Source organism: Hymenobacter defluvii, assembly GCF_017589435.1.
In the GTDB taxonomy this organism is placed as follows: domain Bacteria; phylum Bacteroidota; class Bacteroidia; order Cytophagales; family Hymenobacteraceae; genus Hymenobacter; species Hymenobacter profundi.
Map to the genome: position 1 here is coordinate 21,266 of NZ_JAGETX010000004.1, position 19,424 is coordinate 40,689.

A 19,424-nucleotide genomic window follows, 5' to 3' on the forward strand; every position below is an offset into this window, starting at 1 on the left:
ACGTCCCTATAACTCCTGGTTGTACTTCTCTAGTTCCCTCTCCAGGCCTGCTACTACCTGGATCAGCTGATACTCCAGATTGCTTAAGGGCGTTAACGGGAACAAACTATATGCCCCCAAAATCGCGTGGGCCTCGATATCACCTACAAAAACAGGGGTAGCTTTGGGCTGCCGCGGAGGTGGGCCCTGCTCCTCATTTTCCTCCTGCTCGTTGTCTACGTCGCCACTGTGTAGCCGGAAACCGTCGCCGGTGCCGTTGGGGTCTGGGTCAGGTTTACGGCCGAAGCCGATGGGGGCTTTTGGGGTTTTATTGGCCATATCAGCAGCGGCAAGCCGGGGAAATCGCTGCGAACATCTGAAGTACCCAAACCGGACACCTTAGAAATACGGGTCACACTCCCGCTCTACTCCCCAGCCGTTTTCTGCGGCCAAGGTGTCCGGTTTTAGGGTATTCAGAATGTTCGCGGGACGAAGGTATCTATTTCCGCCGGAAGAAAAAGAAGCCCAGCGCGGCTATTACCAAAACCACGACAACGCCAGCCACGATGTGCCCACTGGCCAGGCCCTGGTTGGTGCTCTGATCGATCTTCGGTTTCTCGTCCTGCTTCTTGGCAGCTTTCCGATTATCCGTCACCGTGCCCGAGTCGGTGGCCACGTTGCTGTCCTTGACCTTGGCCGGCGCGTTGTAGATGGTAGTCTGGTAGGTGTTGCGGCTCTTATCCTTCACCTTACCACCAAATACAGCGTACAGCGCCCCTAGCACGCTGCCCCTGGTGCTAGCCACCGGTGCCGCGTCGATGACGTCGCCGCGCCGGGTAGGCAGGCTACGGGCGTAATCCGGCCGACGGAAGTTGACCTCGGGCGCGACCAGTGAGTCGGTGGCCACCAGTGGCGTCGTGGCCAGCAGTGGCGCGACCGGCTCGGGCCGGATGGTGGCACAACTGCTCAGCGCGTAGCCCAGGGCAAGGCCCAGCAGCCAGGTGCACAGCACCACCACGCAATCAAAGACGAACTCACGTTTTTCTCGCTGTTGCATGGCCCTACTTGCTAAAAAAGAGGTCGGCCTCCTGTTTGCGACGCGTTACCAGGCCGTTGAGCACGACCTTTTTCCCTTTCACGGTCCCCTTGTTCCAGCGGGACCAGGCCTCGCGAATTTTCACTTCGCTGACGCGGGCGTTGATATAGCGGGCCACGGTTGAGCCTTCGAAGCCCGCCTCGCCGATGTTGTAGCACAGGCACACACAGGCATCGAACTGGTTCTGGGTGAGCGTCGCGGCTTCCGTACCGCGCAGCACGGCCTTTTCGTAACGGGCCAGGTCCTTCGCCAACAGGGCGGCGGCCTCCGGTTCAGTCAGGCTTGCGTTGTAGTAGCGCTCCTCCCCTTTCTGGATCACGTGGCCGTAGCCGATGGTGGGGTAGCCCGTGGGGCAGGTGTACCACGTGGCGCGGAACTCTTCTTTTACTTTAATCAGGGCGAGGCCCTTAGCTCCGGTTTTCATACGGGGTCAGTAGGTGGTGACGAAGGGGATGGTGCAGCGGCAGGCGCCGATGGGTCGGGTGTAAAAACAGCGCTTAGGCTAGGGCCGGACTCGTTGAGCATAGCCAGGCGCTTGCGCACCCAGGGCGGCACCAGACCGGGCTCCATGGCGCCAATATTCTCCACAATGGAAAGGGCCTCGCGGACCATGATGGAGATAAAAATCAGCCAGTTGAAGTGCTGAAACAGGAAGTTGGGCTGACCGTTGACCGTAAAGCTGGTCATCACGTGGGCCATGATCAGCAGGCCCATGTAGATCAGCAGCTTCTTGAACAGGCGCGAAAACGCGCGGCTGCTGAGCGTGCCCACGTGCCAGGCATAGCTCACGGCCGTGAACGTGTCGACCATGATCAGCACCGACAGAAAGCCCAGGAACTGCCAGTCCTTGAATAGGTACTTTTCAACCAGCGGCACGAACGGCAGAGCCGTAATGCCAGCCAGCAGGGATACTTCGAGCTTGCTACCCTTGGTCGCCACGGCGCCGGCAGCATCGAGCAGAATACGCATTAGATAAAGCGGTATACCCGCGATTGAGTAGTGTTAATGGGATTCTTGGGAGTAGCCGGGCTCACGTAGGCCGGCGAGTGATAGTAGGTCGCGTAGTGAGTAGCCGAAGCCTGCGCGTTCAGGTGCTGGCACAGTTGCAGCAGGTACACGTTGGCTGTCTGCTCGGCGTCGCGGGCGCGCATGGCCAGTAGCTGGGCAAGCCCCACGTCGGGGCGCGCCGGCTGCTCCTGTTCCTGCGCCAGGACCAGGCCGTCGCTGGTCAGCGCCAGCAGGCCCTCGGGCACGGCACGCGCCAGCGTCAGGTGCGCCAGGGCCGGGCGCACGTAGTCGCGCAGGATCTGCTCGTTTTCTGGCGTGACGGTGCGCCTGCGCACCTGCTCGTGCAACTCGGCCCAGTAGAGTTGGCCCAGCGCGTTCTGGAGCACAAAGGTGGATTGACGCTGCATCACCGGCCAGAGGGCACGAAACGTGCGCCACGAGTCCTGAATGTCCACCAGGCTGCTGACCTCCGGCGCGCTGGTAATAAGCTGCTGCCGGTGCTGCTGGCCATGCGCCGAGTCTGCCCATTCCTTCAGCTCCTCGGACGCTTGGTAGTTGTCCTCCAACCACTGCACCAGCACGTTCACGTCGAGGTAGCCCTTGCGGCTGAGCGTGCGGTCCAGGCGCACCACCTGCCACTGGAAAGCGGTTTTGTGCGTGCCACTACCCGGCATGATGTGGATGCCAGTGTTGCTCACCGTCACCTGCAACTCGTCGAGCACGCCCGCAAGGCCGATGCGCGCCAGCGGCGCGTGCACCAGGCGCAGTAGCTCGCCGGCCAGCGAGTCGGCCTCGTCGAGCGCCGGGTCGGCGTCGGCTTGGTCGCGCAGCCAGTCCAACAGCGGGCCACCGAGCAACGGCCGCAGCAGCTGGGCTTCCAGCCGCAGCAGCTCCGTAACGAGGGGCGCCGGCAGCTCCCTTTCGTTGGTGTCGAGCGTGACGTAGTTATTCAGCTGTGCTGTCGTCGTCAGCAGGGGCTTTTTCTGCGGCATTGCCAGTAGAGGTTTTCACCGGTGAGGACGCATCGAGCGTCTGCACCAGCGGATTGAGAAAGCGGAATTCGAGGTCGGCCGGCCAGCCGTTGTAGTCGCGCACCAGGTAGAGTACTTCCAGCACCAGGTCTTGATGGAAGCGGTGAGTCGAGATGAAAGTGTTGAAGGCCACGCGCTTGTCGGAGCCCGAGCCGGCGCCCATGCCCTTACCGGGCGAGATGCCGATCAGCGTTGGATCGACTGACAGGGCCGTGTAGATGTGACTACCCGCCTCCTGTGAGTCCTCGATGTGCAGACCCGACCGAATCTTGTCGTCGATGGCGGTGATTTTGAACACCGAGATCTGCTGCCCGGTCTGCGGATCCGGAATCGTGACGGACATCACCGTCTTGCCCGCCCCGGCGTTGCCGGCCATAGTGTCTTCGAAGGCAGCCAGTTCGTCGTCGATAATCGTGCGGCGCTGGTCCTGTTGCAGCGTATCCCAGTCGGGGTACTTCCACTGCCAGTAGCGCACGTCCGCCTCGATCAGGTACTTGATCGTGAGCTGATTCCTGAACATGGCCGCCTTGAACTCGGGAATGGCCTGCGCCACGTCCAGCCAGCCCGACTTGCGGATGCTGTTCCAGGCGGCCAGCTGGTAGAGCGACTGGCCCGGCGAGGGCAGCGCCAGCGGGTAGATGTATTTGAAGCCGCGCTTATCGGCGCGTAGGGCCTCCACGGCGTCGCCGTAGGGGTCGAGCACCGGCACGCGGGTCGTGTAGCCGTCGCCGGGCTGGGCATCGGGCCAGTTGGCCGAGACGTAGCACCACTCGGGCACCGGCATTTTCAGCGTTGGCACCGAGAAGCGGCAAAACGCCGTATCGGGCGTGGAAAGGCTGGTGATACGGCTCCTGTCGCGAGAGAGAATCAGCTCGGGAAAGCCGTTGGCAAAGGTGAAGATGTTCTGCAGCGACTCGAAAGCGTAGCGCTTGATGTTGCTGCGGCGAAAAAACGCCTCCACTTCCGGCAGGCGCACGCGCTCAAACTGCTCGTTGCCGTCCTTGTCGTAGTCCGTCACGCGGCCGTACACCACACCCCCGCCATATACGGCCCGTGTTTTCCAGTCCAGGACCGCCGGCAGGATGGTGTTGGAATTAATAGATTTTATAACCTGCTGCGGGAAGTCGTTGGCGTCGCCCCAAAGCGCGACATCGCCGTTCTGGCCCTTTTCGATGGGCGTCGTCGACTCCACGCCGGCCGGCTTTTCAGCCGCGGCGCCGGCAGGGCAGGCCGCGGCGCCTAGCGCGCCGTTGAGCCGCACGAATCCGCCCGTGCGGGGCATATAGGCCATGTTCCCGGCCGAGGTAAATACTACGCGTTGCATATTTAGATAATCACTTTGCGGCCCGCGACGAACACGAGCAGATAGATGTGCACCTTCACCAGGTTGCCGGTGCGGGTATCGACTAGGTTGCGGGTGGCATGGCGCCAGTGCTGCGGGTCCTTGGGCACTGGCACCAGGCCGTCGGCCGCGCAATCGGCGCGGTCGGCTTCGGTTTCCTCCGCGGCAGTAGGCAAGCGCAGCACAGCCGACTTCTTGCGGCCCAGGCGCGCGGCCGGCAGCTCGCCGAAGTCGCCGCCGGTGCGCTGGCGCCGGTTACACTTGACAAAGCGCACGGCCATCGGCGTCCCACTATCCAGCAGGTCAAGCGCATCTTTGAGGCGAATCGGGACGGTTTGCATGGTGCAAAACTGCCGCGGGCGCCAGAGCAGGAAAAGGACACGAAAACGACCGCGTGCCCCCCAAAAAAGATAAAAAGCCAGTCTCAACCCAATATGTCCGCACGCGCTGGAAACGCTGTTTTTGCCGTGTCTGGAGCGTTTGCAGTCTCAGAAGTCTAGCAGAACACCCCGGCTTGCACTAATCTCGGTCGGCAGCTGCCAGGGGCGACTTCGGTGATATCTGCCAGGTGGGGACACGAAAAAGCCCCGACCGTTGGGGGTCGGGGCTATCAGAACCTATCAGGTTGTTGTGCTATTGATAGGTTGCTAACGCGACGTGATGACAATGCTACTGAAGTCAGGCGTCGTGAGCAGCACCTCGGTACCGATGTAGAGCATGTGTAGATCCACCGTATCCGTGAAGTGCGTCGCGTGCTCTTGCGGGAAGCTCTCGTTGCGCTCACTCTTCTTGATCTTACTGATGTTGCCCTTGGTGTCCTGCCCCACTGGGGCCAGCAGCATGGCCTGCACCACATCCTTGGTGTTGACCTTGTTGAAGCGCATACGGTAGCGCCGTGGGTCCTTCTCCTCCAGGATCTCCTGCGCGACCAGGTAGCGGGTAGGATGACCAGGTACGCGTCCCAGGTTGGCCCTACTCACGCGCCAACCACGTGATTGTAGCACCTTGATAAACGTCTCGTTCAGCGTCCAGGGGCTATTCGGGTTGCGGTTGTTACCCCACTCGGCATCCTCCAAAAAGATCAGCTCCTTGCGTAGGTGATATTGATAGTAGTCACAGAAGGCGTGCGCCAGGTCGCTTACCATCTTCGGGTGCTTGACGTACATGCCCTTCAGGATGCGGTACTCGCGCACGTCGTCGTGCTTCTGCCCAACCGTGAGCACCGAGATCTTACCCCCCCAGTCCACGGCCCCTACCAGGGGCAGGTGGCTGCGGCAGTCGCCGTCACCCCGGCTATCAGACAAGTCCTGGTCGCCTAGTTTCTGCGGTCCACCGGCGGCCGCTAACTTCTTCAGGTTGTACTCCAACCCCAGGATATAGTCGTCCGCATCCGCCGCTACCACGTGGCGGGCCTGGTTGAGTTTGGGGTAGAACCCACCCTCCACCGTAGTTGGCCGCCGGTTCATGATTTCAATCATGAACGTGAAGTCGGTCATGAAGCGGCGCTGATCCAGCAGGTACTGCAGGCCCAGGTTCTGGATGTTGTCGAAGGCGTTGGCCTCCGAGTAGAAACTACCCTTTGTGGCCGCACTGGGGTAGTAGCGGATGTCCAGCATCAGCTGCACCACCTGCTCGCGCCAGATGTGCAGGCGCTCCTCGTCGGTTTCGGCGTCGATAAAGCGCACCTGCGCCGCAATCAGCTCGTTTTGCCGATCCGTGAGGTCAATACCGTCGTTTTCGTAGTATTTGCTCTTGTCCAGCAGCCAGCGCCCCTGGTCGCCCCAGGGCATCGACGAAAACAGGAAAACGCCGTGGTGCTTCGGGTTTTTACCGAAATACTGGCCATTTCCGCGGTTCGTAGCCGACAAGTCAGCATCGAGCTTCTCTTTGTTGAACAGCAGGGCCTCGTCACCGATAAAGCCGTCCACGTTCAGGCCACGTGAGGCCGAACCACCCGCATCGAGCGACACCAGGTGAAACCCGGTGCCGTTCTTGAAAATGATGAAGTGGTCGTAGCTCAGCGGCCCCTGGATGGGCCGGTCAAAGAGCTTCGAGGGTGGTGGGCGCCGGCCAACGTAGAAATCCCGGTCCAGTTTGTAGCCCAGGGCCTCCAGGCCGGCAATCGTTGAGGGCAACGTACGTGTGAGCACCTGCTTGTAAGTGCTGCCCACAATCACCCAGCACGAGCGGGGCATCGTCTGCACGATTTCGTGGATGTCCCACGCGATAATCGTCGACTTGCCCGTACCCCTCCCCCAGATGCTGACGCCCTCCTTCTTGCCCTTGGCCGTGACGTAGCGCAGCTGCGGCTGGTTGAACTTGAGCTTGATCTGATCAACGATTACCATCGGTGCCTCCTTCCTCGCGCCGCTCCTCGATCATCTTGGCCATCTGGTCGCCGCCGAACACGCTCTGCTGCACGGCACTCTGGATCAGCTCGTAATCGGCATCCTGGATGCTATCCGGGTCCATTAGGTTGATGGTGCGCGGTTTGCGGCCCTCTACCGTCAGATTGATCACGTAGCTGGTGTTGCCTCCACCCACGCCAGCGGCCTCCTCCTGGCCCGAGTCGGCCCGCAACAGGCCGGCTACGTTGGCTTCGAACTTCATCGCCGCGAGAGCAGCGCGCGTATCGGGTGGGCGCTGGGTGAGGGCCAACTGCAGGATCTTGCGCGCAAATTCCATCAGGATGGCTTTGCGGCCTTCCTTACGCACTTTCTTCAGGTCGCCCATCAGGTTCTGCGCGTCGGCCAGGCGCCGGTAGCACGTGGCGCGGCTGATATCGAACTGCTTGGCCAGCAACGGCCACGCCTGGTCGAAGGTGTGGTAGTTCGAGAGCAGCGCGTAGGCCGCCTCGATCTGCTGGTTGACCAGCTGGTCGGCCGGCGACAGCGCCTTCAGTCCAGGGCCCTCCCCGTTGGCCTCCTGGATGCTGGCCGCGTAGATGCGCTCCACAGCCGTCGACTTGTGCAGAATCACGTCCTGCGCACCAGGTAAGTCTTTAGGCACCAACTGCGTTGACATACGCGTCGAGCTGGGCCTCGGAGAGTTCCTCCCCGTTGCGGGTGATGGTAAAGCGGCGCTGGTTATCGCGCATAAACTGCACGTAGCGCCGCACGTGCACGTCGGCATAGGCCGGATCCAGTTCGACCGCGTGGCAGCCGCGCTGTAGCTTCTCGCAGGCAATCAGCAACGAGCCGGAGCCACCAAAGCCATCGAACACCACGTCGTCCTGCTTGCTGGAGCACTCCAGCAGGTATTCCAGGATGTCGAGGGGCTTCATGGTCGGGTGGTCCGCATTGCGCCCAGGACGGTCGAATTTGAGCACCGTGGTCTGCTTGCGATCGGAGTACCAGCTGTGCGCTGCGCCTTCCTTCCAGCCGTACAAAATCGGCTCGTGCTGCCAGTGGAAGTCTTGCCTACCCATCACGAATGCCTGCTTCACCCACACCAGGCACTGCGCCAATTTGATCTGCGCGTCCTTCAGGGCTAGGCGGAAGTTGGCGCCTTCGCTATCCGCATGAAATACGTAAATGGGCGCACCGGGCGCCATGTGGGCATAGGCGTTGGTATAGAAGTCGTACAGAAACTGATAGAAGGCATTGCCGTCCATCTTATCGTTCTGGATCTTGAGCGCCTGCTTGGTCTTGCCCTGGTAGTCGACGTTGTAGGGCGGATCCGTTACCACCAGCTGCGCCAGCTTTCCCTGCAGCAGCGTATCCACCACGTCGACCTCCGTGCTCGAGCCGCACACCAGGCGGTGCACCAGGCCGCGGCCGACACTCTGAAACTCGTACACGTCGCCGAGCACGGTGATGGGCGTAGCCGGCGGCGCCGGGTCGAACGCCTGCTCCTCGGCCGGCGGCAGTATGATAGCCGCGTGCGCCGTGAGCTGCTCCAGCGCGGCCGTATCCAGGATGGAGTCGAGGTTGAGGTGGCTGAAGTTATCCAGCAGGCTCTGGTAGTCCCACTGGCCGGCTCCGACGTTGCTGGTGACGTTGTACTCGTCGAGTTCCTCCTTGGTGAGCTGCCGATTCGGCACACGCACGTCGATTAGTTCCTCGCCCCTACCCAGGTCAATGAGCACGGCCAGGCGTTGGTGGCCGGCCAGCACGGCGTTATCGAGGTTGATGGCGGGTATCTCAGCCAGGTTAAATTTGCGAATACTGCGGGTGAGTCGTTCGCGCCCTTCATCCGTCAGGATCCGGGGATTATAGTCAAGTGGTACCAGCTCACGCACGCGGCGTTGCTGCGTAGTCCAGGATAGAGGTGCTAATTCTGACACGTTTTAGTAGGATTTAGTTTTTCGCGGATCAATTGGATATCGGCCTCCAGCTGCGGCAACTCGGCCGCGCGGTCGAGCCGCTTGCGCACCTTGCTGCGCAGGGCCACTAGGTTATCGAGGCGGCGGCGCAGTTCGCCGGCATCGGTCACGTCGGCCGTGGCCACCGGGCCGGGCGGCTCGTGGCCATGCTGCTGCACGTAAGCCAGGCGCTGCTCAGCAGCCAACACCTCGTCGCCGATAGCGAGGATGCGCAGGGCCAGCTGCAGCCGGTCCTTCCTGGCTAGGCGCGGCGCTGTGAGCTGCGCGTGCAGGTGGCTGCGCTCGTCGCGCAGAGCTTTCAGTTGCTGGAGCACTTTGCGCGCGTGTTCCCCAGACGCTGGGACTTTAGGGGTAGGCGACTCTTGTGCTTCGGATACTGAAATAGGAGTTTCCAGTGCAGGCAGCACGATTTTAGGAGTAGGAGACTTAGGCACTACACTTTCCTCGCGCGTGGCCAGCGCCGTCAGCTCACGCACGAGCAGCTGCCGGCTGTAGCTCGTCTCGCCGCGGGCGAAGAGCTGCCGGTACACCGGGCTCGTACCATGGGCGGCATACAGCGCGGCGCCGGCGGCGTAGTCGGCGTAGTTGGCCAGCCAAGCCTGCACGTCCGATCGCATTATAGGGGCCGCAACTGGTCGGGGGTGGTCCAGAAAGGCAGGCCAGTGACCAGGCTTTTTACCTGCACGTTTTCGCGCATTAGGTCTGTCTTCAGGATCCGGACTTTATGGCCGGTGAGCGTTTGCACGATGGCAAGTTTGGTGGGGGCGATTCTGTGTTTCACATCCCAAAACTGCCACCGCCTACCTCGGTGAAAAAGGACGCAAAAAAGCCTCAGCCAAGCGGCTGAGGCCTTTCCCTCGGTTCACCAATTCGGTTCCTACGAATTGGATGCTGTTGCGGCTTTTGCCGTGCCGATGCGCTTACGTGCTTTTTTCGCGACCAGGTAGGTGAACTGAGGATCTTTCACCAGCTCGTCGGCCTCGGCCAGCGTCAACGTGCATAAATCGATTGTACGCCGCAGCCGTTGGATCTCGATCCGGGTGGGGACAATGGTCGCCTCGTATTTTGCTGCTACCTCCGGCCGGAGCTGGGGAAAGGATTGCTGGGTCATCTTAGGTAGTAGGCGTCTGCGTTGGGCTCTGATCACCCGGCTTCATCTCCACGTCGGCGCTGTAGAGTTTGATACCGGCTGCGTAGCACTCGGCTTTCACCGTGATGCCACGACGGCCACCGGAGATTTTACCTGAGTTGTAGGCCGGGGCCAATTCTACGGGCAGCCCATCAGCGCCTACCTGCACGTAGGTACCATCGGCATCGGGCACGAGCATGATGCCATCGATGTTCTTCACGATGTTGAAGAATTCCAAAGCGGCAGCCTTGTTGCCGGGGTGAAAACCTTCCAGCTCGATCTTCTGGCCACGACCATCCCGCTCACCCACGACGCTGCCCTTCAACTCGTTGCTGTCCAGCGTGAGGTAAATGCGAATAAAGCCGAAACCTGGCTTAAACGTGTGCTTGGTAGCGATGATGGCCGATGTGCCCGGTGCGGCCGTCGGGTCGTACTTAGGTGCTCTTGAGATGGTGGCGAACCAGCTGATCGGCGCCCAGAGTACGTAATTGAGCAAGCCGGGGGTGTTATCGGCACCCTCTAGGCCGCCTAGGCTCGTCAAATTGCTCAAATCCATAGTAGTAAGATAGATAAGACTGTTAGTGAATTAATTGAAGTACCTGGCCAGCCTACTTGACTAGCTTCAGGATGCCCGAGCCTGTCTCGATCAGCTTTGCCACGATGGCCTTGCCGGCTTCGGTCTTCAGTGTCTCGGCTTTCACCGTCTCCCCGTCCAGGGTGAACTTGCGGGCCAGCACCTTGTACTGTTTGCCGTCGCAGGTAACGACCGGCAGCGCGCCGGCGCCTTGCGCCTCGGCGGCTTTTAGCGCTTCCGTCTGGTCGGCAATAATGCCATCCTGCGTAGCGATTTGCTCGTCTTTTTCGGCCAGCTTAGCCTTTAGGGCAGCAATTTCCTGTTCTGGTGTGAGGACCACGTCCTCCTTTTTAACTTCTTTGTTGGTAGTAGCAGCCACGTTTGCAAGGCTTTGAAGATGAATGATAGGATGTTACAGCAAGCCGGCTCCCCTACTAGCGAGGAGCCGGCGGTGCAGCAAGTAGACGCTTAGTCGATGTCCTGGTCGTTGGTGAAGATGGCCTCTGGCATCAGGAAGCCCGTGCCCTTGCGGAAGTCGGTGAAGAGCTTCAGCTTGCGGTCCACGCTCTCGATCTGGAACTGCCCCGCGTTCTGGGTCTTCTTCTCCAGACGGATCATGTTGTCGGCGGGCGACATCCAGATCTTGGTCGAGTCGCCCATGGAGGGCAGGCCAATCACGCGCTGGCGAGCGTGCTGGATCGGCACGGCCGTCGTGAGCAGGTTGGCGGCATCCGGGGTAGGCGCGCCCTGCGTGTAGGTCGTGGTGAGGTTGTACTTGGCGTCGCGGCCGATGGCGTAACGCAGGGCCAGGTCCTCGTTCATGTTTAGGAACATGGGCACGTTGCGGTAGCGCTTCACCGTCTGGTGGGCCATCGACTCCACGTACTCGCAGAACGCCTTGGGGTCGGTTGGGATAGCACCCAGGATCATCGGCTCCGTGCGGCCCGAGCCAGCAAAGTCGTTGATCTGCTTGCGGATACCGTCTACGGCTGTGCCGGCAGCGCCGGGGGTCGTGCCGTTAGGCTCGGCGCGCACACCCAGGTAGATTTCGTTCAGCTCGTAATCTTCCTGGATCTGGGGCAGCGCGTGCACCTCAATGAACCAGCGCACGAAGGGCCAGGTCTTGCGGTCCAGGCCGTCACCAGCCAGGAAACCCAGCCACGTGGCCTCCAGATCGTCCGGCGTCTCTTCTAGGTCGGCCTTCAGGCGGAAGTTCTTAATGACGATGGGCAGCGCCTCCAAGGCGCCCAGCGGCGTCCAGTTCTTGTGGAAGGGCTGCAAAATGCGGCCCAGGCGCGTTTGCGAGGCCTGGTAGATGGTGTCGTCGGTCACGCGGGGCGTGAAGAGCAGCGACGTCACGGCCGGGCGGAACAGCAGCTGCACTAAGCGAGTAGCGTTCTGACCGTTGTTGAGGTAGTACGCCCCGAACTCGGTAATGATATTGGCAATAGTCATTGCAATACAGGTGTGAAAATGAGGTAGTTGAACTCGTTTGTAGCGGAGGCCTGGCGCGCCTACTGGCGGGCAGCGAACAGCGGGTTGTTGTCGAGGGCCTGGTTGTGGGGCAGCTCGTCGATCAGCTTCTGGCTGGCATCGGCGTCGGGCGTCTCCACGTCGCTGGTGCCGTTCTTGCGCACGGCCGTCGTGGACGTGTCACCATCCATGGCACCGTACTCCTTGGCCTTGGCCTCGAACTCGTCGCGCTGCTTTACCAGGGCAGCCACGTCAGCCACACCGGCGGCAGCTAGGGCGTCGGTATGCACCTTCAGCGCAGCTTGTGCCGTGGTCAGCTCTTGGTTGGCTGTTTGTAGAGCTGCCTGCGCAGTAGTCAGCTCCTGTGCAGTGGCCTCGTAGGCCTGCTCCTGCGCCTCGGTGATGAGGGCGGCGCCGGTGATGCCGGCAGCAACCAGTTCTTCATTTGCAGCGGCGGCGGCGGCGGCCGTCACGGTTGCTTGGGCAACGAGGGCGAACATGGCTGCGCCCAGCGTCACCGAGTTTTTCTTAGCGAAAAGCGACACGGTATTAGAGTTTGAAATGGTGGCAGATTGGGCCGAACTGGCACTGGCGTCACCGGCCTGCTCAGCCAGCTGCGCCACCAGGTTCACGGCGTCGTCGAGCGTACCGAGCACGTCGCCCAGGCCGTTGTCGACGTTGGCCTGGCCGATATAGACCATGCCAGAAAGCAGTTCTTTCTCTTGCTTGGCGGCGAGTTTGCCGTCGCGGTTGGCGCGCACGGTGCTCAGAAACACCTCGTTGAGCGGGTCCAGCAGCTCCTGCTGGATGGGTTTGGCGTTGCCGGCTATCAGCTGATCGAAAGCGGCATTCTTGTTGGTCGAGGCAGTGGCATTCGCGCCGATCTGCTTGATGCCCAGCTTCTCGTAGAAGCCGCTGAAATCCAGGAACTCGATCTTGGTGCCGATGCTGCCGATCATGGCTGTGCGGCCGCCCACGACGATGCCACCGTTGGCACTGGAACCGGCCCAGTAACCGGCCGAGCACATCTGCTCCGCGTAGCTCACGAAGGGCTTCTGCGTGCCGGCAATGATGCTGGCAAACGACTCCAGGCCACTCGTGGAGCCGCCGGGCGTGCGCCACACGCCCACGTGGCCGATGATGTTCTCGTGCGCGTCGGCCGCCTGGATGCGCTGGCCGATAGTGCGCGTACCCATCCCGGTGAACCATGAGTCCTCGGGTAGCATCACGCCGGCAATCGTGTGGATGGCCACCGAGCCGGCGGGCACCTCACTGAGGGCACCGTAGCCGACAATGCCTAGGCCCGCGGCGTGCGGCGTGAGGGCATAGCAGGCCGCTACAGGCTCCTTTTTTTCCTCCTCGCCGAAGCTGGAGGCCTGGAGCTGACCGGTCAGCACCTGCACGGCCAGGGCATTAAAGGTCTGCATGGCCGCTCCTTCCATGAGGAACGCACCATGCAGAATAGCAGATAGAAGGGTATTGATTCGCATCACCTTGGGTAAATAGTGATGCAAAGCTGCCGGCGGCGGGAATCGGCAAAAAGGACACAAAAAAGCCGCCCACTCTATAGAGCAGGCGGCAGGTGCTACTTAGCACGGGCGTTCCAGACCGCGCCGGCTACTATGGCCACGAGCAGGACCACGGCACCAATGATGAAGCCAGGGCCGAGCATCACTCAAATACCGTAAACTTTTTCATCAGCAGGTCAGCGGCCCGGATGTGTTGGCGAATCATCGGGCCAATTTCTACGCTGCGCTTGTCGCGCATTTCTAAGAAGAAATCCCCTTGAAACATCTCTGTTTCACTGAAAGAAGCTACTACCTCAGCCCATTCTGCTTCCGTCTGGCCGGTACGGATGGCCTGGATGGCGCCCGTTTCCCCATCGACAATCGTCTGGTTATTGGCGTGCAGGAAACGCGGGTAGGAGGCGAAGCCGGGACCCGTCAGCGCCGGGCCGCATTGGGTAGGGTCGTGCGGATCCACCGAGAACAAAAACACCTTCAACTCAATGACTACCAGTACTTCGCCGTTGGGTAGCTGCTCGTCCGTCATTTTCACGTAGCGCGCCACCTGCTTGACGACGGTTCCGCCAATGATTCGGTCACTTACGGGCACCTCAATAAAGGGCCGATTTATTTGTTTTACGGGCATTGGGTTTACTGAAAGAGGGTAAAACGTTGTTGCATGGTAGCCACCACCTCGGCGGTTTCTTGTTCGGTTAAGCGTCTGTTATAGACTAGGTAGAGTTTGAGTAGGTAATTCCCGACGGCGCACGCAATGCGGTTGAAGCTGCGGTTGTAATAAAACCCGCCGTAGCCGCCCCCGGAAATACCAGGGCTCCTAATGTTAAAGCCGCCCGTATAATATTCACCGTCGCCGGACGTGGTATAGCTAACGATGCAATAGCTGTTGATTGGGTACTGGCCGCTTAGGTCCATATAGCTGTTGCCGTCGTAGACGAGCACGTTGGTACTTTGCTTCACAAAACCGCGCAGCACGTCGGCATTGGCGGTATTGCTCAGCTCGATGGGTAACTGGTACTCCGAGTAAGGGGTATTAGGCAGCACCTTCAGCAACAGGAAAATGGTTGCTGGCGAGGCGTAGGTTTGGGGTAGGGTGGCGAGTAGGGTGCCTTTTCGGCAGTCCACGGCGTAGGTGCTACCATCGGGGTAGTAGTCCAGTGGGGCATCGGGCACAAAGTGAGCCCCGCCGGCTACCTGGTTTTTCCAGGCGGTAACCTGACCGTTGCCGTTGAGCGTTACCCCGGCCGCGCCGATGCTGGTATCGACGTGGAGTACCAAGTTATGGAAGGGATATAGCGGCTGGGCCGGTTGCTCGGGCTCAACGGGCGGCGTGGAGGCCAGCCAACGGGTAAGCGGGCGGCGGTGTGCGTGTCCGGCGGCCATTATGCAACTCCTCCCGTTACGCGCCATGCATTAGCCGCCATCTTGCGCAGTCCGACAATGGCGTACTGCCCGGCCGTTTTTACGCCGGGGTAGCCGGTCACAGTGACGCCCGCTACGCCACTGATGGATACTTGCCCGACGCCTTCCTGCGACACTTCCAGGATCGTACCGACCGGAAACGCCACCGCGTCTTCGGGTAGCACGACGCTGCATGCGCTGCTCGAATTTACCGTGACGACACTGCCTTTATCCGCCAGCTGAAGTGTATAGGAACCCGTTACGACGGGGCCGCTCGTGAGCGTGCTACGTACCGTTTCCAGCTGCGTGAGCGTGACGTAGTTGCTCAGGTCGGGCGCTGGGCCACCGCCACCGGCCGCATCTTGCTCCAGAGTAGCCCCGCCCTGGGCTTGGTTGATGAGTTGCGCGCCGGCTGCTTTATAGAGCGTCGTGTTCGTGAGCCGGACAATGTTTTGCGTCTGCGTGTCGCCGGGGTTGGCGCCGGCGCCGTCCGACTGCGTGCCTTTAAAAAGCGAAATATCACGGTCAGGATTGGTCAGAATACACGTGTCGAGCCAAATAAAGGCCGGCAACGCGTAAAAGCCGCTGTACTGATACGCCACGACAAAGCTCACGAGCCCGGCGGGCGTGTTGATGCGCACGCCGCGAAACCAATAATTTGTACGACTTGCGCTGAAGTAGCCGGTATGCCGGAGTTGCCCCGTCCACTTCGCGCACTCGACTTCCAGGTGCAAGCCCTGGCTACACCCGTTGTTCCACAGATCACCTACTAGTTCTCCTTCTCCTGTCAGCCGAATTTTGCGCAACGTGCTCTCCGATTCTTGCCCGTAGAACAAGGGCAGGAAGCTACACGTCAGCACCGCGCCGGGCATCAGGTGGATGGTGGCCGAGTGCGAAACGTATTGCTGCGTGGTGCTGGAGCCGAGCCGGCCGTACACTTGGTAGAGCATTACCTTGCCGTTGCTACCGGGACCGACGTTGTCGGCGGCCTGCGAGAGCGAGGAGTAAAACCCGAGTGGGGCGCTGTTGTACCAGGCCAGCACGCCGTTCGCCGCCGGCAGCAGCCGGCGGACGGTGTCGGCCGCCAGCATGGGCACGGTCACACTGGCCGGCAGGGGGGTCGCGTCGAACACTTTCTGCCAGTTCGCGCCCTGCACCGGGGCGGCGTTGGCCGTCATATCCTTTTGCGCTTGCCAGCGCTGCACGCCGTAGGTGTACACCCAGTCCTTCTTCACAGCTTGTGCGGTGTCAGGCACGAACACGCCGCCGTCCTGGTAGCCCTGCTCGGGAAACGCCAGCAGCTGCCGCCACTGCGAGCCAGCCACCGGTGCGGCACTTACGCTGCCAGCCTCTAGTGCCTGCCAGAGCCCGCGCCCGTAGGTGAACACGTCCCCCTTGGCCACAAGCACCGTGTCGGGCGCCGTGAGCACCACAAACGCGCCGCGGTAGTTCCAGGCGGTATCGGCCAGGCCGAACGTGTCGGCCGTATCAAGCGCGAATTCGCGCAGATCCGCTTCGCCAATCTCGAAGTTATCGTTGTCGCGGAAGCGCGTCTGCCACTTCAGCTTATAAGCAGGTAGGGTAAGCTTTGCCATAACTTCCGCAAAGCTGCCCGCTCCCCCACCCTATAAAAAGGACTAGACTATCTCGTAGCCGAGCTTAAAGCCCGATTTGAGGATAATGGACTTGCCGGCTGGCACCGTGGCCAGCAACTGTCCCCCTACTGTGCGCAGCTGCACCGACCCGTCGCCCGTGCCTTGCAACTCGCCCAGCTCCAGCCCGCGCTCCGATACGAGCCAGGAGCCCAGGTAGGGCCGCGCCACACGCACCGTCTCGCCCTGCAGCGTCCAGTCGTAGCCATTGCGGCGGGATTCCGTGCCGGCCGAGTACGCGTAGCTCAGCTCCAGGGGCTCGGTGGGCGTGCCCACTAGCTGCACCTGGCCGTTCAGGTCGCGGTAGAGCGCCACGTACTGGCCGGCGGGCAGCGGCTCCAGGCCCGCGGCGAGTTCGGCCGCGTGGCGCGGAATGGCGCCCGCCAGCTTCTGGGTCTGCACGGTGCCCTGCCGGGCCAGGGTCTTCGGCTTCTGGTCGTAGCTCAATGAGCCGCGCGTGCTCAGCAGCTGGTACCAGGCGGCGCCCTCCACCAGATCGAGCGCGGCGATGCGCAACTCACCCAGGGTAGGCCAGCTGCGGAAGTTGCTGGCCGGCGTGTACCACACCGCGGCCAGGCCACCGAGGTTGTCTTCGCCGGCTGCCGCGTTGTAGAGGTTGCGCGGGCCGAAAGGGTCGAATGCGAAGGCCATTTAGCGCGCGAAGAGCGTGAGCGGCGTCTGCATAAGTTGCTGACGCAAAGCCAGTACGTCGGCGTAGCGGGACAAACCCACCGGTTTGTGAGACAAATCCACCGATTCCTGGGACAAAACCACCTTTTCGCGGGACATTTTTCCTACCGATTTCGGGCGCTTATTTTTCAGCTCCTTCACGTTCACGTTGCGCTGCACGGCCTTGCGCAGAGTCTCGAACTGGATGTCCTCCTCCAGCAGGTCGTAGCCGGCCATGAAGTCGAGGATGACCTCGCGGATGGTGGTGCGCCGGTTCACGAAGTTGCGGATCCAGGTGTAGAGCTCCTCCTTCAGGGTCTCGTCCACGAAGTCGTTGAACTGGAAGATGGAGTAGTCGGTCAGCTCCGTCAGCCCGTACTGGTGCACGGGGAAGTTGCGCAGGTCCACCTGCAGCGTCTGGGTGCAGCCCTCGCGGCTGCCCGCGTGCCAGAGCTTGCCCTTCACCTGGCGGCGTAGCAAGTGAAACAGAATCTTGCCGAAGCGCCCGCTGGGGCTCAGCACGTAGGGCTCCACGCCCAGGTGCAATAGCAGGTACTTGCGCACGTGGGGCTTAACGGGAAAATCCAGTGTCTTTAGCATCGGTCTGTCTTTGAAAGATTCAAACCTAGCCAGGTAGCGAAAAGCGGGAAAGGACGGGCGCTGGGGACCGCCAAGGGGTATTGACTGGGTAAGGGTAGCGGCACTAGCTCTCGAAATTATACAGGAATCATATACTCTACAATATAGCTAATTACCAAAGCTATACCAAACCTCTGTCCTTGCCCCTGCGCGGTAGGCCCCTGGCTGCCGATCAGCCTCTGGCCAGGTACTCCTGCATCGACTCCGTATCGAGTATACCCGAGCAGACATCGGCCCGAAATTCCAGCTCCCGATCAATCAGGCGACATAGCAGCTCATCCTCCTGCCGACTGCTGCGCAGGCCACGCAGATCGAAGGCGCTCATGGTTTCAAACTGTCCTTTAACAACTTGCGTATCGTAGAGAATCATATCATAGGGAGAAATAAGAGGTGAGACGTTGCGCCTTCTGGTCGATTTTGCCCAGCAGGTTCCAGAGCGCCAGGCGCTGGGCACTGCCCGGACCCTCGTCAGGCAATTCACCGGCCAAATAGAGCGTGCGCAGCAGTAGCAGCTCATCGAACTCCAACTGCCACGTGCGCGGCCTGTGCTGGAAGCAGCGTTTCATCCCATACCTGGGCCAGGTGCCGGTAAACATCTTGCCTAGGCGCGTGAGCAGGCGGGTGGCCGGCTTGAGGCGCAGGGCCTCGTCGGTGCTCAGACCGCGCGCGCTGCTTTGCTGCGCCAGGTGGTAGAGGTAGTGCTCCAGCGACTGTTTCAGCGCCAGCGCCTCATACCGCTCAACATCAATTCTCTGGTCGAGGTGGCGCAGGTTCATGGCCTCCATCATGGCCTTGGGATCGGTAGCGTGTAGACATGGAGGTTTTCCAGGATGTGCTGCGCGGCCACCATGCGGGGCTCCCGCTCCTGCTCACGGCCGTAGGAGAACCAGCGGGTGCGCTCCTGCATCTGCTGTAGGTCGTTGCGGAGTGCGTACTCGGTGAAGAAGCTCGTGTAGAACCTGACCCACGAGGTGGTTTCAGCGTCTAGCTCAGTCATTGCTCGAATAGGTCGAACTGCGTGCCGGGCCGCGGGGCCGGGCGCTCGATGAAAAATAGTTGGTCTGTGGAGCCTACGCGTTGCCAGGTGCCATCCGGCTGCTGCTCGAAGTCGTTGAGGTAGGCCGTGGCCCGGCCGACGCCCGGCCGCAGATCCTCGCACACCAGGTGCAGGCGCCGGCCCTCGGCCGTAAGCTGGCGGATGCGGTAGGGCCCGGTGCCGTAGCTGGTGCGGATGATGTCGCCCTCGCGCAGCCTCATCCGTTCCAGCTGCCGCGCTCCTTGCGCAGGATTTCGGGCCGGCCGGGGGCCTGGTTGTCGTAGATGATGGCGCGGGCCACCTTCGCCCCCATCTTGTCGATCATCTTCATTAGGCCGCGCAGGCCGTAGTCGCGCGGGTCTTGCACCTCGTAGCGGCCGCTGGTATCGAAGCTGTAGTAGTCGCACTGGCCGGGTGTGCCGGGCGCGGGCGTGGCGAAGTAGACGCGGGCCTTGGTTAGCGACTTGTACTTGAGCGTGGCGTAGCCGGGCGCGCCGGGGGAACTGGCAGAAACGGTCGGTTGCATGTGGAAAAGGTTTTGGGGGTGA

At 61.2% G+C, this 19,424-nt stretch carries 27 protein-coding genes; all 27 read right to left on the reverse strand.

The window, feature by feature from the left end:
• Positions 1–6 precede the first annotated feature (6 nt).
• Entirely contained in the window at positions 7–318 is a 312-nt protein-coding gene (locus J4D97_RS08830) for a hypothetical protein (RefSeq protein ID WP_208307266.1), read from the reverse strand.
• 160 nt (positions 319–478) lie between these two features.
• The gene (locus J4D97_RS08835; RefSeq protein WP_208307267.1) at positions 479–1,036 is read right to left on the reverse strand and encodes a hypothetical protein; all 558 of its coding nucleotides are present in this window, start codon (positions 1,034–1,036) and stop codon (positions 479–481) included.
• A gap of 4 nt (positions 1,037–1,040) precedes the next feature.
• Positions 1,041–1,499, reverse strand: coding sequence for a lysozyme (locus J4D97_RS08840; protein ID WP_208307268.1), 459 nt, complete (start codon positions 1,497–1,499; stop codon positions 1,041–1,043).
• Positions 1,496–2,044: a phage holin family protein gene (locus J4D97_RS08845; protein WP_208307269.1), complete on the reverse strand. Its 549-nt coding sequence runs from the start codon at positions 2,042–2,044 to the stop codon at positions 1,496–1,498. Before J4D97_RS08845 ends, J4D97_RS08840 begins: the two co-directional genes overlap by 4 nt.
• Complete coding sequence (locus J4D97_RS08850; protein WP_208307270.1) at positions 2,044–3,075, reverse strand: DUF6712 family protein; 1,032 nt, start codon at positions 3,073–3,075, stop codon at positions 2,044–2,046. The genes J4D97_RS08845 and J4D97_RS08850 overlap by 1 nt, the downstream gene beginning before the upstream one ends.
• Positions 3,029–4,405 carry a hypothetical protein gene (locus tag J4D97_RS08855; protein ID WP_208307271.1) on the reverse strand — a complete coding sequence of 459 codons (1,377 nt, stop codon included), beginning with the start codon at positions 4,403–4,405 and terminating at the stop codon, positions 3,029–3,031. Before J4D97_RS08855 ends, J4D97_RS08850 begins: the two co-directional genes overlap by 47 nt.
• A gap of 35 nt (positions 4,406–4,440) precedes the next feature.
• Positions 4,441–4,797 carry a hypothetical protein gene (locus J4D97_RS08860; RefSeq protein WP_208307272.1) on the reverse strand — a complete coding sequence of 119 codons (357 nt, stop codon included), beginning with the start codon at positions 4,795–4,797 and terminating at the stop codon, positions 4,441–4,443.
• A gap of 306 nt (positions 4,798–5,103) precedes the next feature.
• Entirely contained in the window at positions 5,104–6,804 is a 1,701-nt protein-coding gene (locus J4D97_RS08865) for a hypothetical protein (protein WP_208307273.1), read from the reverse strand.
• Positions 6,791–7,480 (reverse strand): hypothetical protein, encoded by a 690-nt coding sequence (locus tag J4D97_RS08870; RefSeq protein WP_208307274.1) that lies wholly within the window; start codon positions 7,478–7,480, stop codon positions 6,791–6,793. Before J4D97_RS08870 ends, J4D97_RS08865 begins: the two co-directional genes overlap by 14 nt.
• Entirely contained in the window at positions 7,458–8,741 is a 1,284-nt protein-coding gene (locus tag J4D97_RS23855; protein WP_208307275.1) for a DNA methyltransferase, read from the reverse strand. The genes J4D97_RS08870 and J4D97_RS23855 overlap by 23 nt, the downstream gene beginning before the upstream one ends.
• Complete coding sequence (locus tag J4D97_RS08880) at positions 8,729–9,397, reverse strand: hypothetical protein (RefSeq protein WP_208307276.1); 669 nt, start codon at positions 9,395–9,397, stop codon at positions 8,729–8,731. Before J4D97_RS08880 ends, J4D97_RS23855 begins: the two co-directional genes overlap by 13 nt.
• A complete protein-coding gene (locus tag J4D97_RS08885; RefSeq protein WP_208307277.1) occupies positions 9,397–9,561 on the reverse strand; it encodes a hypothetical protein in 165 nt (54 codons plus the stop codon). The genes J4D97_RS08880 and J4D97_RS08885 overlap by 1 nt, the downstream gene beginning before the upstream one ends.
• Before the next feature lie 96 nt (positions 9,562–9,657).
• Positions 9,658–9,891 carry a hypothetical protein gene (locus tag J4D97_RS08890; RefSeq protein WP_208307278.1) on the reverse strand — a complete coding sequence of 78 codons (234 nt, stop codon included), beginning with the start codon at positions 9,889–9,891 and terminating at the stop codon, positions 9,658–9,660.
• Position 9,892: 1 nt separating this feature from the next.
• Positions 9,893–10,465: a hypothetical protein gene (locus J4D97_RS08895; protein ID WP_208307279.1), complete on the reverse strand. Its 573-nt coding sequence runs from the start codon at positions 10,463–10,465 to the stop codon at positions 9,893–9,895.
• A 52-nt stretch (positions 10,466–10,517) separates the two neighbouring features.
• Positions 10,518–10,862, reverse strand: a complete 345-nt coding sequence (locus tag J4D97_RS08900; protein ID WP_208307280.1) for a hypothetical protein — start codon at positions 10,860–10,862, stop codon at positions 10,518–10,520.
• Between the two features lie 89 nt (positions 10,863–10,951).
• Positions 10,952–11,938 (reverse strand): hypothetical protein, encoded by a 987-nt coding sequence (locus tag J4D97_RS08905; RefSeq protein WP_208307281.1) that lies wholly within the window; start codon positions 11,936–11,938, stop codon positions 10,952–10,954.
• 59 nt (positions 11,939–11,997) lie between these two features.
• Positions 11,998–13,446, reverse strand: coding sequence for a S49 family peptidase (locus J4D97_RS08910; protein WP_208307282.1), 1,449 nt, complete (start codon positions 13,444–13,446; stop codon positions 11,998–12,000).
• A gap of 181 nt (positions 13,447–13,627) precedes the next feature.
• Positions 13,628–14,107, reverse strand: coding sequence for a hypothetical protein (locus J4D97_RS08915; protein ID WP_208307283.1), 480 nt, complete (start codon positions 14,105–14,107; stop codon positions 13,628–13,630).
• Between the two features lie 5 nt (positions 14,108–14,112).
• Positions 14,113–14,862 carry a hypothetical protein gene (locus tag J4D97_RS08920; RefSeq protein ID WP_208307284.1) on the reverse strand — a complete coding sequence of 250 codons (750 nt, stop codon included), beginning with the start codon at positions 14,860–14,862 and terminating at the stop codon, positions 14,113–14,115.
• Entirely contained in the window at positions 14,862–16,475 is a 1,614-nt protein-coding gene (locus J4D97_RS08925) for a hypothetical protein (RefSeq protein ID WP_208307285.1), read from the reverse strand. Before J4D97_RS08925 ends, J4D97_RS08920 begins: the two co-directional genes overlap by 1 nt.
• Positions 16,476–16,517: 42 nt before the next feature.
• Positions 16,518–17,183: a hypothetical protein gene (locus tag J4D97_RS08930; protein WP_208307286.1), complete on the reverse strand. Its 666-nt coding sequence runs from the start codon at positions 17,181–17,183 to the stop codon at positions 16,518–16,520.
• Positions 17,184–17,801, reverse strand: a complete 618-nt coding sequence (locus tag J4D97_RS08935) for a hypothetical protein (protein WP_208307287.1) — start codon at positions 17,799–17,801, stop codon at positions 17,184–17,186.
• A gap of 211 nt (positions 17,802–18,012) precedes the next feature.
• Positions 18,013–18,210, reverse strand: a complete 198-nt coding sequence (locus J4D97_RS08940) for a hypothetical protein (protein WP_208307288.1) — start codon at positions 18,208–18,210, stop codon at positions 18,013–18,015.
• Between the two features lies 1 nt (position 18,211).
• Positions 18,212–18,628 (reverse strand): hypothetical protein, encoded by a 417-nt coding sequence (locus tag J4D97_RS08945; RefSeq protein ID WP_208307289.1) that lies wholly within the window; start codon positions 18,626–18,628, stop codon positions 18,212–18,214.
• Positions 18,625–18,837 (reverse strand): hypothetical protein, encoded by a 213-nt coding sequence (locus J4D97_RS08950; protein ID WP_185283804.1) that lies wholly within the window; start codon positions 18,835–18,837, stop codon positions 18,625–18,627. The genes J4D97_RS08945 and J4D97_RS08950 overlap by 4 nt, the downstream gene beginning before the upstream one ends.
• Positions 18,834–19,097: a hypothetical protein gene (locus tag J4D97_RS08955; RefSeq protein ID WP_208307290.1), complete on the reverse strand. Its 264-nt coding sequence runs from the start codon at positions 19,095–19,097 to the stop codon at positions 18,834–18,836. The genes J4D97_RS08950 and J4D97_RS08955 overlap by 4 nt, the downstream gene beginning before the upstream one ends.
• Positions 19,094–19,402, reverse strand: coding sequence for a hypothetical protein (locus tag J4D97_RS08960; protein ID WP_208307291.1), 309 nt, complete (start codon positions 19,400–19,402; stop codon positions 19,094–19,096). The genes J4D97_RS08955 and J4D97_RS08960 overlap by 4 nt, the downstream gene beginning before the upstream one ends.
• Positions 19,403–19,424 lie beyond the last annotated feature (22 nt).

Bases quoted from the DNA above. Each gene is read 5' to 3' on its own strand.
- J4D97_RS08830 (WP_208307266.1), bottom strand. From the start codon at position 318: ATGGCCAATAAAACCCCAAAAGCCCCCATCGGCTTCGGCCGTAAACCT.
- J4D97_RS08835 (WP_208307267.1), bottom strand. From the start codon at position 1,036: ATGCAACAGCGAGAAAAACGTGAGTTCGTCTTTGATTGCGTGGTGGTG.
- J4D97_RS08840 (WP_208307268.1), bottom strand. From the start codon at position 1,499: ATGAAAACCGGAGCTAAGGGCCTCGCCCTGATTAAAGTAAAAGAAGAG.
- J4D97_RS08845 (WP_208307269.1), bottom strand. From the start codon at position 2,044: ATGCGTATTCTGCTCGATGCTGCCGGCGCCGTGGCGACCAAGGGTAGC.
- J4D97_RS08850 (WP_208307270.1), bottom strand. From the start codon at position 3,075: ATGCCGCAGAAAAAGCCCCTGCTGACGACGACAGCACAGCTGAATAAC.
- J4D97_RS08855 (WP_208307271.1), bottom strand. From the start codon at position 4,405: ATGGCCTATATGCCCCGCACGGGCGGATTCGTGCGGCTCAACGGCGCG.
- J4D97_RS08860 (WP_208307272.1), bottom strand. From the start codon at position 4,797: ATGCAAACCGTCCCGATTCGCCTCAAAGATGCGCTTGACCTGCTGGAT.
- J4D97_RS08865 (WP_208307273.1), bottom strand. From the start codon at position 6,804: ATGGTAATCGTTGATCAGATCAAGCTCAAGTTCAACCAGCCGCAGCTG.
- J4D97_RS08870 (WP_208307274.1), bottom strand. From the start codon at position 7,480: ATGTCAACGCAGTTGGTGCCTAAAGACTTACCTGGTGCGCAGGACGTG.
- J4D97_RS08880 (WP_208307276.1), bottom strand. From the start codon at position 9,397: ATGCGATCGGACGTGCAGGCTTGGCTGGCCAACTACGCCGACTACGCC.
- J4D97_RS08890 (WP_208307278.1), bottom strand. From the start codon at position 9,891: ATGACCCAGCAATCCTTTCCCCAGCTCCGGCCGGAGGTAGCAGCAAAA.
- J4D97_RS08895 (WP_208307279.1), bottom strand. From the start codon at position 10,465: ATGGATTTGAGCAATTTGACGAGCCTAGGCGGCCTAGAGGGTGCCGAT.
- J4D97_RS08905 (WP_208307281.1), bottom strand. From the start codon at position 11,938: ATGACTATTGCCAATATCATTACCGAGTTCGGGGCGTACTACCTCAAC.
- J4D97_RS08910 (WP_208307282.1), bottom strand. From the start codon at position 13,446: ATGCGAATCAATACCCTTCTATCTGCTATTCTGCATGGTGCGTTCCTC.
- J4D97_RS08915 (WP_208307283.1), bottom strand. From the start codon at position 14,107: ATGCCCGTAAAACAAATAAATCGGCCCTTTATTGAGGTGCCCGTAAGT.
- J4D97_RS08920 (WP_208307284.1), bottom strand. From the start codon at position 14,862: ATGGCCGCCGGACACGCACACCGCCGCCCGCTTACCCGTTGGCTGGCC.
- J4D97_RS08925 (WP_208307285.1), bottom strand. From the start codon at position 16,475: ATGGCAAAGCTTACCCTACCTGCTTATAAGCTGAAGTGGCAGACGCGC.
- J4D97_RS08930 (WP_208307286.1), bottom strand. From the start codon at position 17,183: ATGGCCTTCGCATTCGACCCTTTCGGCCCGCGCAACCTCTACAACGCG.
- J4D97_RS08935 (WP_208307287.1), bottom strand. From the start codon at position 17,801: ATGCTAAAGACACTGGATTTTCCCGTTAAGCCCCACGTGCGCAAGTAC.
- J4D97_RS08940 (WP_208307288.1), bottom strand. From the start codon at position 18,210: ATGATTCTCTACGATACGCAAGTTGTTAAAGGACAGTTTGAAACCATG.
- J4D97_RS08945 (WP_208307289.1), bottom strand. From the start codon at position 18,628: ATGATGGAGGCCATGAACCTGCGCCACCTCGACCAGAGAATTGATGTT.
- J4D97_RS08950 (WP_185283804.1), bottom strand. From the start codon at position 18,837: ATGACTGAGCTAGACGCTGAAACCACCTCGTGGGTCAGGTTCTACACG.
- J4D97_RS08955 (WP_208307290.1), bottom strand. From the start codon at position 19,097: ATGAGGCTGCGCGAGGGCGACATCATCCGCACCAGCTACGGCACCGGG.
- J4D97_RS08960 (WP_208307291.1), bottom strand. From the start codon at position 19,402: ATGCAACCGACCGTTTCTGCCAGTTCCCCCGGCGCGCCCGGCTACGCC.